The sequence below is a fragment of the Pseudomonas viridiflava genome, from assembly GCF_003702045.1.
Classification (GTDB): domain Bacteria; phylum Pseudomonadota; class Gammaproteobacteria; order Pseudomonadales; family Pseudomonadaceae; genus Aquipseudomonas; species Aquipseudomonas viridiflava_C.
In genome coordinates this window covers 35,401-51,005 of record NZ_RBTP01000073.1, presented here as the reverse complement: position 1 = coordinate 51,005, position 15,605 = coordinate 35,401, and the positions used below count along the sequence as shown (strand labels likewise).

General features: G+C 61.1%; 10 protein-coding genes. 5 read left to right on the top strand and 5 right to left on the bottom strand.

Translation table 11 applies throughout. The annotated features are described in order from the left end of the window. The 3 genes from ALP40_RS22920 to ALP40_RS22910 form a co-directional block, all read right to left on the bottom strand. The coding region (locus ALP40_RS22920; protein WP_147478355.1) for an efflux RND transporter permease subunit at positions 1-1,710 on the bottom strand (1,710 nt) is incomplete at its 3' end. Continuing rightward, positions 1,707-2,816, bottom strand: coding sequence for an efflux RND transporter periplasmic adaptor subunit (locus ALP40_RS22915; RefSeq protein WP_122210436.1), 1,110 nt, complete (start codon positions 2,814-2,816; stop codon positions 1,707-1,709). The genes ALP40_RS22915 and ALP40_RS22920, both read right to left, overlap by 4 nt. Next, positions 2,813-4,246, bottom strand: coding sequence for an efflux transporter outer membrane subunit (locus ALP40_RS22910; RefSeq protein ID WP_122210435.1), 1,434 nt, complete (start codon positions 4,244-4,246; stop codon positions 2,813-2,815). The genes ALP40_RS22915 and ALP40_RS22910 overlap by 4 nt, the downstream gene beginning before the upstream one ends. 222 nt (positions 4,247-4,468) lie before the next feature. On the opposite strand from ALP40_RS22910, the gene ALP40_RS22905 reads away from it, so the two are divergent. Then, entirely contained in the window at positions 4,469-5,785 is a 1,317-nt protein-coding gene (locus tag ALP40_RS22905; RefSeq protein WP_122210434.1) for a diaminobutyrate--2-oxoglutarate transaminase family protein, read from the top strand. Positions 5,786-5,986: 201 nt separating this feature from the next. Here ALP40_RS22905 and ALP40_RS22900 read toward each other — a convergent pair whose 3' ends face one another. Together ALP40_RS22900 and ALP40_RS22895 are read right to left on the bottom strand one after the other, a co-directional pair. After that, the gene (locus ALP40_RS22900) at positions 5,987-7,681 is read right to left on the bottom strand and encodes a cyclic peptide export ABC transporter (RefSeq protein ID WP_122210433.1); all 1,695 of its coding nucleotides are present in this window, start codon (positions 7,679-7,681) and stop codon (positions 5,987-5,989) included. A 172-nt stretch (positions 7,682-7,853) separates the two neighbouring features. Next, positions 7,854-8,915 (bottom strand): TauD/TfdA family dioxygenase, encoded by a 1,062-nt coding sequence (locus ALP40_RS22895; RefSeq protein WP_122210432.1) that lies wholly within the window; start codon positions 8,913-8,915, stop codon positions 7,854-7,856. A 331-nt stretch (positions 8,916-9,246) separates the two neighbouring features. Here ALP40_RS22895 and ALP40_RS22890 point away from each other — a divergent pair, with 331 nt between their 5' ends. From ALP40_RS22890 to ALP40_RS22875, 4 genes are all read left to right on the top strand, one after another. Next, a complete protein-coding gene (locus ALP40_RS22890; RefSeq protein WP_122210431.1) occupies positions 9,247-11,109 on the top strand; it encodes an amino acid adenylation domain-containing protein in 1,863 nt (620 codons plus the stop codon). Positions 11,110-11,126: 17 nt separating this feature from the next. Beyond that, positions 11,127-12,071: a syringomycin E biosynthesis L-threonyl-[L-threonyl-carrier protein] 4-chlorinase SyrB2 gene (syrB2, locus tag ALP40_RS22885; protein WP_122210430.1), complete on the top strand. Its 945-nt coding sequence runs from the start codon at positions 11,127-11,129 to the stop codon at positions 12,069-12,071. A 58-nt stretch (positions 12,072-12,129) separates the two neighbouring features. Continuing rightward, positions 12,130-13,338 carry an alpha/beta fold hydrolase gene (locus tag ALP40_RS22880; protein ID WP_122210429.1) on the top strand — a complete coding sequence of 403 codons (1,209 nt, stop codon included), beginning with the start codon at positions 12,130-12,132 and terminating at the stop codon, positions 13,336-13,338. Positions 13,339-13,558: 220 nt separating this feature from the next. Continuing rightward, positions 13,559-15,568 carry an AMP-binding protein gene (locus tag ALP40_RS22875; protein WP_122210428.1) on the top strand — a complete coding sequence of 670 codons (2,010 nt, stop codon included), beginning with the start codon at positions 13,559-13,561 and terminating at the stop codon, positions 15,566-15,568. Positions 15,569-15,605 lie beyond the last annotated feature (37 nt).

Here is a 15,605-nt window from a genome sequence, read left to right as displayed (position 1 = left end):
CTGGCGTGCCACCTCGGCCGTCTGCTCCAGCGTGGTGCCGGGCGGCAATTCCAGGGTGATGGTTGATCGAGCGATGTCCTGGGCGGGCAAGAAGCTGGTGGGCAAAAAGCCGATCAACGCCAGCGAACCGGCAAAAAACAGCCCCGCCAGCGCGATACTGGTCTTACGCCACTTCAAACTGCTTCGAATACACGACAGGTAGCGCCGCATCAACCAGCCGTCCTGCTCGACATGTTTGATAGGCCTCAGAAAAGCGGCCGCCATCATCGGCGTGAGCAGTCGTGCAACTAGCAGTGAAAACAGCAATGCCGCCGAGGCTGTCACACCGAACTGCACGAACAGCTTGCCTGCCACTCCGCCCATGAACGCGGTGGGCAGAAAGACCGCTACCAGCGTCACGGTGGTGGCGATGACAGCCAGTCCGATCTCGTCGGCCGCCTCCATCGCCGCCTCGCGAGGGTTCTTGCCCATGCGCAAGTGACGGGCGATGTTTTCCACCTCGACGATGGCATCATCCACCAGAATGCCGATGATCAACGCCAGCGCGAGCAACGAAACGGTATTGAGGGAGAAACCTGCAAAGTACATCAGGCCGAAGGTCGGGATGATCGACAACGGCAGCGCCGTCGCGACGATCAACATGGCGCGAAAATCGCGCAGAAACCACCAGACCACGAGCACGGCCAGCAAAATGCCCTCGTATAGCAGATTCATCGAGTCGTGATAGTTCTCTTGAACCGACGCCGAGCTGTCGCTGATTTCCATCAAACTCACATCCGGATGGCTGGCGACAAAGCTGGCCACGGCTGCGCGTATGGCGGCGGCCATGTCGACATCGGAAAAACCCAGAGAGCGAATGACCTGAATCCCCACGATCGGCCGACCGTTGAGGAAGGCCAGCGACTGACGCTCGGCGTGATAGTCACGAATGCTGGCCAGCTGATTGAGCTTGAACGCACGCCCATCAGCCACCGGCACGTCGATGGCGCCCAGTTTTTGCGGGTCGTCGATACCGCCCAGGGTGCGCACCGCCATGCGGCCGCTGCCCAGCAGCGCCATGCCGCCGGAGTTGTCTATTTGCATCGCCTTGAGCGGTGCCTGAACATCGTCGACACCCAGGGCCAGCCCGGACATCATCATGGGGTTCAGGTCCACCTGGATTTCGCGCCGCACACCGCCCATCCGCAGTACTTCGCCAACCCCCTTGACCTCCTGCAAATGCTTGCTCAACTCATTATCGATAAACCAGGACAGCGCCTCTTCGTCCATGCCCGGGGCATCGATCATGTAGGTCAGCACCGGCTTTTCATAAGTCGTCACCCGGGCCACGCTCGGCGGGTCCAGACTGGCGGGCAACTGCGCCATCGTGCTGTCCACGGCGTTGCGGACTTCGTTGAGCGCTTCATTGCCATCCTTCTCGATGGCGAAACTGACGTTGATCTGGACGTTGCCCGACGTAATGGTCGTGGCCATGTGCTTGAGCAATCGAAGCGACGACAGCCGATCCTCCAGCTTGCGGGCAACCTCGGTTTCCAGCTGCTCAGGAGCCGCCCCTTCCAGCGAAGCGCTGATGGTCACGACCGGCAGGTCAAGATCCGGATAGTCCTGAATGCCCAGACGCTCAAGGCCGATGAAGCCCAGCACTCCCAGCAGGATAAACAGCATGAGCGCCGGAACCGGATAACGGATCGACAGGGACGAAAGCGTCATGGCGTTACGGTCCCCGTCTCCACGGGTGTGACATGGGCACCGTCACTGAGGAACGCGCCTCCGGAGCGCACGATCGACTCGTGTTGATCAAGACCGGAAACGATCTCCACTGCATTGTCGCGACGACGACCCACTTCTACCTGGCGCTGCAAGGCGCGGTCATCGGACCCGACGACAAACACCCAGGACCGACCGTCACGCAGAATCACGGCGCTGTCCGGCACCGTCATCGCCGGTGCGGGAAGCAGCTCGATACGACCGCTGGCGTACATGCCCGAACGTGCAGCGCTTTTGACATCGAGCGCCACGTAGACCAGCGCCCGCCCCGTGTTGTTATCAATAATCGGCGAAACCAGACGGACCTTACCCTCGACCGACTGACCGTCCGGCAGTGTCAGGTGCGCAGGCTGTCCCGCCTGGACCTGGGCCAATTGCCGCGCATCCAGCTCGGCCTGCCATTCGATCCGCCCTCCACGCACCAGGCGAAACAGTTCGGTTCCGGCGCTGACCACATTGCCCAACAAGGCGGCCCGCGACGAAACGATGCCGTCGTCCACCGCCACGATGCGCGTCTGGCCCATTCTGATGCGGATGCTTTGCATATCGGCAGTCGCCGTACCCAGCTCGGCTCGGGCCGTGTCTACCGCGATGTGGTATTGCTCGGTTTGCTGACCGGACAGCACGCCGGTCACACCAACCACCTCGGCGCGCCGCAGATCGGACTGGGCCTTGCGCAGGTTGACACTGGCCTGCGCCACCGTTGCCTGCTGTCTGCTCTGCTCGGCCAGGAGGCTGTCTTGGGCCAGCGTTGCCAGCACCTGTCCTTTGCGTACCCGGTCGCCGATGTCGGCATCGATGCTGGCAATACGCAGGCTCCCGGTTTCGGCGCTGATCACCGCTTCCTGCCAGGGCAGCAGGCGACCGTTTGCCGCCACCTCGTTAGGCCAGGTACGGGGCTGTGCGTGGGTGATTTCGACACTGAGGGCACTGGGAGGTGTGGCGGGCTCAGCGGCCGGGCCGGGCCTGCGATACACCATCACGATCAGCGCCAACGCGACGCCCATGACCGCGAGAATCCAGAGCAGCTTGCGCAGTCGCGGATTCATGATCGCCCCCCGATTGCGGACTGTGCGACGGGATAACCGGCATCGTCTTGCTGCCAGCCGCCACCCAGCGCCTTATAGAGTGCGATCCAGTAACGCACCTGCTCCTGCTGTAGGGTAATCAGCTCGATCTGTGCATCCAGGGCCGTGCGCCGGGCCGTTTCACGGTCCAGGATATTCACACCGCCGGCCTGCCAGGCTTTGTCCACCGCCAGAAAATAGGTTCGGTAACCTTCGGTGGCGCGCTCGACATCGGCCTCGCGACGCCGGGCAGCGTCCAGCCGGACCAGCGCCTGCTCGACCTCGCCCACCGAGGTGCGCAGCGTTTGCTTATAAGAAGCCAGCGCGGCTGCGTAGGCCGCCTCGGCACTGTTGACAGTCGCACGCCCCAGACCGCCATCCAGCAGCGGCAAGGACAACAGCGGGCCTATCGTCCACTGGCGCATTAGCTGACCTTTACTGGCACCCACAGCGAAAGAACCGGACAGACTCAGGCTGGGCCAGCGCTGGGCTTCAGCCACACCGATATCGGCACTTGCCGCAGCCAGTTCTCGCTCACGCGAGGCCAGATCGGGGCGCTGGCGAACCAGATCGGCCGGAATGGCGCGCACCTGCAACTGCGCGGGCACCGGCAATTGCGTAGCGCCCTGCCCCAACGCGTCACGCACCTGTCGCTCGTCAACGCCGGTCAGTTGGGTGAGCTGTTTGAGCAGCACGTCGCACTCGCTGCGCTGGTTGATCAGGGTTGACTGGCTGCTGGCGGCGGACGCCTCGGTCAGGGCCAGGTCCGCCGGCGCGGTGAAACCGGCCTTCAAGGACAGGGCGGTGAGACTGGCGGTCTGGTGTTGCGAATCGAGCTGTTGCTGATAAGCATCGACCAGCCGCTGACAGCCACGGTATTGAACATAGTCATCGGCGACTTCTGCGGCCAGCGATACCCGGGCATCGTGCCAGTCATCGACGCGGGCTTGAATGCGGTTGCGGGAGGCTTCCCGGTCGCGACGAAACTTGCCGAAGAGGTCTATTTCCCAGGCGGCATCAAGGCCTGCCGATGAACTGGAATACGCCTGGTTTGTGGAGTCATCGCGCTGGCCGGTGCGGTTGCGTGCAAGGTTGCCGTTCAGGGTGGGCGAGGCATTGGCCTCACTGACGGCAAGCGTCGAACGCGCCTGCTGAATATTGGCCCAGGCCTGATCCAGCGTCGGGCTGTCGGCTTCGGCCCATTGCAGCAGTTGTTCGAGCTGCGGGTCGTTGAATTGCTGCCACCAGCCGGACAAAGCCTTGATGCTGGCGCCGTGCGGCAGCGGCGCCTGCCACTGCTCGGGAACCTTGACCTGCGGGGGATGGTAATCGGGGCCCAGCACGCACCCGCTCACGATCAGCGCGTACAGGAGCGGCAGAGACCGTTGCGCTGTCGCTTTGAAGATATCCATGGCGTCCTCTTGATGCCCGGACATTGGGTCAGGCGCTCGACTGCATTTCACGGCGCTATTGAAGCGTTTGTCACCTGCACTGTCTGGCGCGGAAAGCGGGGACATTGCGGTACGGGAAATTGTCGCTGTATCCGCTGTGCAGCAGAATCGGACACTCATCACGCGAGTCGCGCACAGGCCTCGCCACCGATGCCATTTCTCAAGGCAAACGAGTACCCGACTATGCAAGAGCTGAGCTATCTGAAAAAAGTCGAATCCAATGCAAGGACCTACGCGGCGACGTTTCAGCGTTTGTTCGTCAGCGGAAGCGGCTCACGTTTGAAGGACGATCAGGGGCAGGAATACCTGGACTGTCTGGCCAATGCCGGTACGCTGGCGCTGGGTCACAACCCTGCGGTGGTGCGCGAGGCCGTCATGCGCTTTTTTGAGTCTGGACAATTGCAACAGGCGCTGGACCTGTCCACGCCAGCCAAGCATGAGTTCGTGCAGGCGCTGTTTTCAACGCTGCCTGAACCCATGCGCAACAACAGCAAGATTCTGTTCTGCGGCCCCAGTGGTTCGGACGCCGTGGAGGCTGCCATCAAACTGGCGCGTCATTACACCCAGCGCAGCACGCTGATGGCATTTCATGGCGGCTACCACGGCATGACCGCCGGGGCGTTGTCGGCGATGGGTAACCTCAAGCCGAAGATGAACGTCGGCGCGGTTAACCCTGGCACGCATTTCCTGCCCTTCCCTTACGCGCTGCGCTGTCCGTTTGGCACTGACGGCCAACATACCGATCAGTTGTCCATCGAGTACATCCGCACGGTGCTCACCGACCCCGAAGGCGGCGTGCAAAAACCGGCTGCGGTGATCGTGGAAGTGATTCAGGGTGAAGGTGGCTGTATTCCAGCATCGGCGGCCTGGCTGCGTGAACTGCGCGAGATCACCCGCGAGCAGGAAATCCTTCTGATCATCGACGAAGTGCAGACGGGCCTGGGGCGAACGGGCAGCACGTTTGCGCTCGATCATTCGGGCGTCGTGCCAGACATCCTGGTGTTGTCCAAGGCCATTGGCGGGGGCTATCCCTTGTCGGTGATCGTATTCGCCGAACACCTGGATACCTGGGGCGCCGGTATGCACGCCGGTACGTTCCGAGGCAACCAGATCGCAATGGTGGCCGGCGCCGCGACGATCCGTCATGTGCAGTCACACAACCTGGCAGCCCAGGCCGCTGCGCGTGGCGAGATCCTGGCCAGCGGCCTTAAAGACATCGCCAGTCGCTATCCGGCGCTGGTCGAGGTGCGCGGGCGCGGGCTGATGCTGGGGGTGGAGGTTGCGCACCCGCGTGAAAAAGGCCGCACCGGCCCAGGCCACGCAAAACTGGCCCGCACAATCAAACTCAACTGCTTCGAAAACGGTTTAATGGTCGAAACCGGCGGCCGACACAGCGCCGTTCTGCGGTTTCTGCCCGCACTGACCATTAGCGAGCAGGAAGTGGGCATGGTGCTGGAGCGCTTCGAGTCTTCTGTGGCATCGGCCTGTAACACACACTGACCCGCTTCCCCTTCAGCCGCCCACTGGGGCGGCTTTTTTTCTTCTGCTCGTAGGAGCCCCCGGAGGTTACGACGGCGGCGATGGACTGCGCAGCAGGCCTTTGGGCGTAGCAGGCGCACCGCGTTTACAGGTTTGCTGCCGGTTAAATGCAGCGCAAAAAAAACCCGACCTGAAGGCCGGGCAAAGTGATGAGGATACAGGTCAGGCTTGCTTGTCGCGGATCGTGCAATTGACGTCGGAGACGATCTGGCCGTCGGCAAGCTTGATGATACGGTCGGCCAACTGAAAGTATTGATCGTCGTGGGTGATGATCAGGATCGTTTTGCCACGGCGTTTGAGGTCTGGCAGCAGTTCTTCGTAAAAGAACCGTTTGAACGGTGGATCCTGGTCCGCAGCCCACTCGTCAAGCACATAGATCGGACGATCTTCCAGGTAGGCGCACACCAGCGCCAGGCGCTTCTGCTGACCGTAAGAGAGTGCCTTGAGTGTCGAATAACCGCTGCCTTCGATCTTGATCTTGTCGGCCAGGCCCAGCGTGGTCAGGTACTTCTGTGCAAGCTCGGTGCTGGCTTCCTTTTCGTCAGGGCCGATCAGGCGATTGAACAGGTGGAAGTCGGAAAACACCGCCGAGAACTGATCCCGATAAGCGCTGCGATTCTTGTCACACACGTCCACGCCATCCAGCTGCACCTGGCCTGACTGCGGAATGTAAAGACCACACAGCACCTTGGCCAGGGTGCTCTTTCCGCAACCATTGCCGCCGACGATGTAGATCAGCTCGCCGGCATGGATATCCAGATCGACCGGCCCCAGCGCAAAACCCGAACCCGACTCCGCATTCTGGTAATCCATCTTCACGCCTTTGAGGGAAATGCGATCCCAGGCCTTCTGTGGAAAATGCAACAGCTTGGGCGCATCAACCTCGACCACCTGCGGGTGATCGTCGTTGATGCCGAAACCGAACTGGGCCAGGCGGGTGCTCGCAACGCGCCCTTGAGCCAGAACCGGCATGGCGGCCACCAGCAGCGAGAGCGGGCCCATGATGTAGAGCACCGCCAGGACGCTGGCGGTCAGGACCGCAGGCTCCAGCGCAGCCACGGCAGGGGCGGCAAACAGCAGGCAGCCGATCATGATCGAGAGCGTCAGTTGCCCGACGTTATCACCCGCGGTAAACCACAGCCGCTCGATAAAGTTGTAGCGCGCCACCCGTGTCGAAGAGACACCAATGGCCGAATGGCTGAACCAGTCGCGGCGAATGCCGTTGAGCTTCAGTTCCTTGAGGCCGAAGACCAGCGCGTGGGTGTATTCGTTGAACGAGGTGAATTCATCCCGCACCCGACTCGACACCTTGACGCCACTGTTGAAACAGAACAGGTAAAGCACCACGCCCAAGACCATCAGGCTCAGCGTCAGGGCCAGCACCACCCACGACAGATAGGCCAAGTAGCCGATACCGAACAGAAATACCGTGGTTTCCACCAGCACTGTGGGCATCACGATCAACGTGGTATTGAGCTGCGGAATGTCGTTGGTCAGCATTGTCAGCACGTTGGCCGGTCCGCGCCGGTCAACCTCCTCCAGCGGCGTGCCGAGGATCTTGCGACACAGCGCAATGCGCAGGCGGGTCATGATGCGCATGCTGGCGTAAGCCGGGAAGAACGCCGCGGCGTTGCGGAATATCAAGGCGACCGCGCTCAGCCCGATGAACCAGTACAAAATGTGAGTGCGTGAACCTTCAACATGGATTGCCTGGTTGATGACACTGACCACTGCAATCGAAGCCACACCACTGATGACACCGGTAATCAGGGTAAACACCGTCAGCCAGGGATGGCTGCGCCACAACAGGCGCATGACTGACCCCGGACCGGGCGTTTTCTCTTGCTCGTTGCTCATTGATCACTATCCTTGCGTGGACCGCCCAGACGGCAACGCTGAACGCTGTTCGCTGTCTGGAGGTCGAGGCTCAATCGGGAAATACGGCTCGAATCGTTTTGAGCCAGTGTACGGACGAGGTGTCGCGTGACTGTCCCTGACTCCGAGTACAAGCCTGCAAAATCGCGGGCGCTCATGTGGGTTTCCAGACTGCGTCACGCTCAGTCATCTCGCCCATCGCAACCGCAATGAGCCTGGGCTCCTGATAGGGGTCGCGGGCATGAGCGACAAGCATGTTATCGAGCATGATCAGATCGCCCTTTTGCCAATCGAATCTGACCGCGCACGCCTCATAGGCTTCGCCCACCAACGCCATCACCTCGTCTTCGATAGGCGTGCCATCGCCATAACTGACCATGCGCGGCATGCGGTCCTCACCGAACATGTCCAACAAGTCTTCGCGCATTTCTTCGCCCAGGCAGAACGGATGATGCAGTTGCACCTGATTGAAAAATGCCGCCTGCCCGGTCACCGGATGATGGATCACCGCCGGGCAGTGGGTATAGATCTGCAGCGTGTCGGCATCGAGCCATTCGAAGGCGGTGCCCTGCTCGCGGCACCGTGCTTCGGCCTCGTGCGCAAGTTCGGTGCCGAAAAAGTCCTGCCAGCTCGGCTCGACGCCCATCGTGAACGTGCGGCTGTAGCGCAGGGCCTTGCGCTCGAACGTCTTGACCACTTCGTCAGGCAGTTGCAGCAACATCTGGCGGATGTCCACCAGAGGTGTGGCACCGCCAACCGTCGAGGGCAGCTCGCAGTAGAACCACTGCTTGCGCGGCCAGCTCTGAAGGTGCGAGCTTTCGTTGTGATACAGGATCATTTCCCGTTCAGGATAAGGCGTCGAACGGTACACATTACGTCCGCCCTCCTTTTTGGGAAGGTCGCCATAACCGCCATGCAGCCCCGGCGATAAGGCTTCGGCGAAATCTTCGAACCGGGAAACGGTGTCCAGTCCGAATCCGCGAAACAGAATCGCACCGTGCCGACACAGTAACGACTCGATACGGGCCCGATAACGGCTCGCCCAACTCAGCGGATCCAGACCTGCTTCAACCGGCTCGATCACCACCGGCAGACTGCCCGCAGGGTCGAGCAGAGACAGGCGTACCTGCGGGTCTACGTGATGATCGGGCCAGCTCAGTGGCTCGGCGTGTGTCACCTGCCCGCAGGCAGGCGAATCGATGGTTTCAGGGTTCATGCATCACTCCCGCACGTTAGGGATCGAGGGCGCGCCTGATCGAGAACCGTCCCCTACCAGCACGCTTTGCCTCCAGCATGTAAGCACCGCCCATGACGGCTGTCTGTCACCGCAATCGGGGACAATCCGGCTCCTTCCGCCCGCCTCGCACTCGTCCCGAACTGTCCCTATTTCCCTCGACAGACACCCTTCCGGAATCGGTGCTGAAATGCGATCGCTGCGCTGATACGAGCGGTTCGCAGGCACCTCACACTCTTCGTTATGGGCTGCGGAACCCGGTTTTGAATGCGTCGAGCGCACTGCAACTTGCGACCCAACAGGAGCTTTATTCATGCCGATTACCCCAACTGCCGCCGGGGCAAACACCCTCGCAGCCCCACTCAAGCCAGGCGTTTTGCTGCACGAACTGTTCAGTGCCAAGGCTCGCGAGTTTCCCGAAAGAACTGCGGTCTCCGATGAAACCCGAGCCATCAGCTATGCCGAGCTGGACGCTGCCTCATCCAGTCTGGCTGCCAGCCTGCGCGAACGCGGCGTCAAAAATGGCAGCCTCGTGGGCATGTGCCTCGACCGCGACGCCGACCTGGTCACCTGCCTGTTGGCGATCCTCAAGGCGGGTGGTGCCTACGTCCCGGTCGACCCGTCCTATCCTGCCAAGCGCATTGAGCACATCGTCAAAGACAGCGGCCTGCAACTGATCGTCTGTTCCGAAGCGTTGTGCAGCCTTCCCAAGGATCCCGCGCTGCAAGTGCTGCGTCTGACCGATCTGCTGGCCGAAAAGAGAACCGGCCTGGAGCCGACTCGCGGCCTCAACGCGGCCGATGCTGCGGCTTACGTGATCTACACCTCAGGCTCGACGGGCGAGCCCAAGGGCGTGCTGGTGACACACGCCAACGTGAGCAGCCTGCTGGAAAGCACCCAGCGCGCCTACGACTTCAAGCCCACCGATGTCTGGTCGATGTTCCATTCCATCGGTTTCGACTTCTCGGTCTGGGAAATCTGGGGCGCGCTGGCGCACGGCGCTCAAGTGGCCGTAGTGCCTTACGAGATTTCGCGCTCGCCGGAAACCTTCAGAAACTGGCTGGTCAGCAACAAGGTCACCGTGTTGAGCCAGACGCCGTCAGCGTTCCGCGTCCTGGACGAAACAGACCGTAACGCCACCCAGCGCCTTGCGCTGCGTTATGTGGTCTTTGGCGGTGAAGCCTTGCCAGCCACTGTCCTGCGCCATTGGGTCGAGCGTCACGGCGATGAACAGCCTGCGCTGGTGAACATGTACGGCATCACTGAAGCCACCGTACACACCACCCTCAAGCGGGTTCGTGGACAGGATCTGGAAACCTCGGCCACGGTGTCTGTCGGCAAGCCGCTGGACGGCTGGACGCTGCATCTGCTGGACGAGCATCAGCAACCGGTGGCCGAAGGCGTGACCGGCGAGCTGTACATCGAAGGTGCCGGGGTGACCCTGGGTTACCTGAATCGCCAGACCCTCACGGCCGAACGCTTCGTGACGCTGCCGGGTAGCGGCGTGCGTGCCTACCGGACGGGCGATCTCATGAAACGCGATGCGACCGGTGAGTACCATTACGCCGGGCGCAGCGACCAGCAGCTCAAGGTACGCGGTTTCCGTATCGAAGCCGGGGAAGTCGAAGCCTGTCTGCAACGTAGCGCGCAACTGTCAGCCAGCCATGTGACGGCCCACGACTACGGTCAGGGCGACCTGCGACTGGTGGCCTATGTCGTACCGGCCGACGGTTCTCAGACGTTGACCCCCGCACTGCGCGGTGAGTTGTCGGCACTGGCCGCTCAACACCTGCCGGACTTCATGCGCCCTTCAACCTACATCGCGCTGTCGGCCTTGCCGGTGACCGCCCACGGCAAGATCGACAAGCAGCAACTGCCCTCGCCTGTCGAGCATGACGCTGCTGTACGCGCCGCAACGGCAGCGGTCACGCCTGTCGACTTGTCGGAGCAGGAACGTTTTGTCCTCAAGGTCTGGAACGACGACATCGGCCTCAAGGGAATCGGCCTGAACGACGACTTCTTTGATCACGGCGGCACCTCGCTGGCGCTGATCCGCTCGCTGAGCCTGCTCAAAAACCACTATCGCGTCGACCTCAACCCAGGCGTTCTCGCCAACGGTGCCACTGCCAAAGTACTGGCCGACTGCATTCGTACTTCCCTCGCCAACGCTTCTTGATCGAAAGGAACCAGAACATGTCTGAAGTTGCGACCAAACAATTCCACCTCACCAAAGATGAGCGCGCCACGTTTGAAAAAAACGGCTTCATCGGCCCTTTCACCGCCTATGACCAGGACGAGATGAAGGAAATCTGGAAGCGCACCCGCCTGCGCCTTCTGGACCGCAGCCATGCCGCCTATCAGGATCTGGACGCGATCTCCGGTGCCACCAACATTGCCAACTACGACCGCCATCTGGACGACGACTTCCTCGCCGACCACATCGCCCGGGCAGAAATCTGCGACCGCGTGCAAAGCATCCTGGGCCCGGACGTACTCTGCTGGCGTACCGAGTTTTTCCCGAAATACCCAGGCGATGAAGGCACCGACTGGCACCAGGCGGATACCTTCGCCAACGCCTCGGGCAAGCCACAGATCATCTGGCCGGAAAACGAGGATTTTGGCGGCACCATCACCGTCTGGACCGCGTTCACCGACGTCAATATCGCCAACGGCTGCCTGCAGTTCATTCCCGGCACGCAGAACAGCATGAACTACGACGAAACCAAGCGCATGAGCTACTCGCCGGAAAACGCCAACTCGGTGGTCAAGGATGGCGTACGTCGCGGTTTCTTCGGCTACGACTACCGTCAGTTGCAGATCGATCAGGACTGGAAGCCGGACGAAGCCAGCGCCGTACCGATCCAGATGAAGGCCGGCCAGTTCGTCATTTTCTGGTCGACCCTGATGCACGCGTCCTACCCGCACAGTGGCGAGAGCCAGGACATGCGCATGGGCTTTGCATCCCGCTATGTGCCCTCCTTCGTGAAGATCTACCCGGACTCCGACCACATCGAAGAGTACGGCGGCAAGATCAGCCTCGAAAAATACGGCGCTGTGCAGGTCATTGGTAACCAGACCCCTGATTACAACCGCCTGGTCACCGAAACCACCCGCGGCAAGAAATTCCGCGAAGCGTGAGTCATCCGGTCGCCCGGCTGTCGGGCTATCTCACCTGTCTTGTAAGGAGCGTTTAACCATGTCCAATGTCACCGACGCGGCAACGCGACTGTGCGAGGCAGTCAGGATGCTCAGGCACCTGGCGACCAACCTTCCGGAACCCATTCACATCGGCCTGCTCAACGCCAGCGATGGCCCATCGGTCGTCTCTGGCGCAGGCGTTGCCGCGATACAGCAAACCGTCAGCCAGGCGTTTGCACGCATTGGCGTTCAACAGCTGGAGTACTGCCGGGAATCGACGCAGCAGCTGTCTTCGTTCGAGCTGTTCATCAGCCGCAAGATAAGCGCCGCGTTGAACTTCGATTACCAACCGCCTGCCAGCGCTGAACAGCAACAGGCGCAGCAGGCGATCATCGAACACTTCGAATTCGATGCCCAGATTCCGGGCATCGCCAGATCGAGCCTGATCACTCGCGACGGCGTACTGCTCAATACCTACGCCAGTGCCAACCGACGGTTGACGCCTCTGGTACTGGTATTGCCTTGCGGCCTACCGTTCGAGCTGTGTCGTGAGTGGTTCCTGGCGCTGGGCGAACGCTATTTTGTGATGACCTGGGAAACACGCGGGCTATTCGGCGCCTGCATCGATTTCGACCGGCTGGTCGTGGATGCCACTGCACAGACCGCTGATCTGTTCGCGATCATGGAGCATTTCGGTCATGAGAGCGCTCACGTAATGGGCATCTGCGGTGGCGCTGCCATCGCCTTATACGCTGCTGCAAAACACGATGATCGGGTGCGCTCGCTCAGCCTGTGGCATGGGGACTACAACCTGGACGATGACAGCCTGCGTACGGCGCACCAGCGCAATTTCGAATGGCTGATGGAAGCGGCCGCATCGGACCGCAGCGAGGCCCGTGACCTGCAAGCGCTGTTTGTCGATCAAGCCACACTGGTCACCACCCCGGAACCTATCGCTCACGTAGCGCTGTTTCCTTATGTGAATGTCGAGCTGTTTTATCGGTATTCACGGGTCAATGACGCGCTGAACAAGACGAATATCAATACCCTGCTGAGTGGCATCGATGTTCCAACGCTGGTCGTGGCGGGTGACAGCGACCAGACTACGCACATCGGTGGCTCTCGACACATCGCGCAGTCGGTCGAAGGCGCCCGGTTGCACATCGAAAAAAATGGCAGCCATCTGGCGTTCTTCGAACACTCGACTCGCTCCTGCGCCGCCGCGTTCGAATTCATGGACTCGCTTCTTGAGCCCGCACTGACCTGATTTCAAGGTGTTCTACGGAAACATCCGACCTGCAGCGCGGGATGGCTGGCTCCACCGAACAAGCCAACTGCGCACTGTCGGTTCTTCAGGGGCAATCCAAAGAATGACTGTTATCAATCCATTTCATGATTCGTCACGCCGATGGGCAATGTGCATTGCGCAACCTGCAAGCCCACCTGTAGACGAGCCTTTGCTGACTGCACGATACAGGTGACCCGTTATGGCCTCGTCCACTCCCGATGTGCTTGAACATACACCACATGCGCCCACGCTGTTTACTGAGGCACCACCGCCTCTGCTGCAACAGCGCTTCCCGACGCCCATCAACGGCGCTGCGCGCTATGCCCAAACGAAAGTGACGCTGCCGCGCCCGCTGTTCAGTGATCTGAGCGGCTTTTGCCAGAGCATGGACGTGCCGTTGGCGCACGCATTCGCAGCCGTCATCAGCACGTACTTCTGTCGCACCACGGGTGTCGACTCGATCGTCATTGCCCTGCCCGTGCCCGGCAGCGCCGAAACCATCGGTTCATCCTCTGTTGCAACACGGCTAAACCTCGACTTCGACGGCTCGTTCATGGAATTGATGCGCGACGTCGCCAGCCAGTTGCAAGCCCGCAACGTGCATCAGCGCTGCTCGGAGGCCGACGTGTCACTGGCCTTTGAAAGCCTGAACAGTGACGGGCCTGCGGGCGACAGCGAGAGGGAAGCGGTCTTGCGCAGGGCCGGCTACGAGCCGCCGCCGTTGGAAATCGTTGTCCACGACGCTCATTCGTTCGGTGATCTTTGCCTGGATTTCAACTTCGACACGACGTTTCTCTCCCGTGAAGAAGTCCGGCTCATCCAGCCCCGCCTGATAGCGATGCTTGAAGCCGCTCTCGAACATCACCCGACCTGCGTCGCGCAGTTCCCGATCATGCCGCAGGCCGAGCTGGCCCTTGTGCTGCATACGTTCAACGCCACGCAGCGCGATTACCCTGGCCATGAACTGATTCACGAATTGTTCGAACGACAGACCCAGGCTCGTCCCGACGCTATCGCGCTGGTGGATCTTCACCATGAGTTGACCTACGCCCAGCTCAACCGCCGCGCAAATCAGCTCAGCCAGCGCCTGCTGCTGCATGGCATACAACCCGAACAACGCGTGGCCATCTGCGCCGAGCCTGGTGCCGACATGATCGTCGCCCTGCTCGCCGTGCTCAAGGCTGGCGGCGCGTGTGTGCCCATCGACCCGGATCATCCGGCAGAGCGCATGGCGTTCATCCTCAAGGACAGCGCCGCCCGCCTGTTGCTGTGCCCGCAGGCGCTAACCGAACGCCTGCCGGCCGCTCGCTATCGTCCGGCCCTTATCCTGCTGGACGAGCGCGACGCCAGATTGATCGACAGCGACCCGGAGTACGACGACAACCTTGAGGTCGGCGCTCTGGATCTCACTGACGAGCATCTGGCCTGTGTGATGTATACCTCAGGCTTCAGCGGCCAGTCCAAGGGGGTGATGATCGAACATCGCTCGGTCGTCAATCTTGCCCGAACGCTGGCCCATACCACCCATGCCCACTGCCCGTCCGCTGCCAATGTGGCACTCAATGCAAAGCCCTGCTCCGACCTGTCCATCAAAGGCATTGCCCAATTGATCGTTGGACACAGGCTGGTCATCGTGCCGCCATCGACCCGGGCCGACGGCGCGAATTTTCTGGCGTTTCTGGCGCGCCATCAGGTGCATGTGTTCGATGCCACGCTCTCCCAACTCGACAGACTGCTGGCCGCGGGTCTTACAGAAAGCAGCAGCTATCAGCCGGTCAGTGTGCTGCTTGATGGACTGGCTCTCGACGATGCGACGTGGGAGCGCCTACGCCACTGCCAAAGCATCCGTTTCCACACCCAATACGGCTCACTCGAATGCGCGGCGGCCGCCACGGCAGGCCTGATCCGTGAGTTGGGCGAGAACCCCGGTATGGGCAAACCGCTGCCCAACGTGCACGTGTTGGTGCTCGACGCTCGCGGTCAGCCAATGCCGGTCGGTGTCACTGGCGAGCTCTATCTGGGAGGCATAGGGTTGGGCCGCGGCTACCAGAACGACCCGCAGTTGACAGCGCAACGCTTCGTGCCTAATCCGCTTTCGGCCGATCAGCAGACGAAACTCTACAAGTCCGGCGATTTGGGGCGCTGGCGAGCAGATGGCAGCCTTGAATACAGGGGGCGCGCTGCCTCGCGAGCATTTGACTGTCTATAACTGTTGAGTAAACGGGAGATCGTGCGACGAGCCCCTG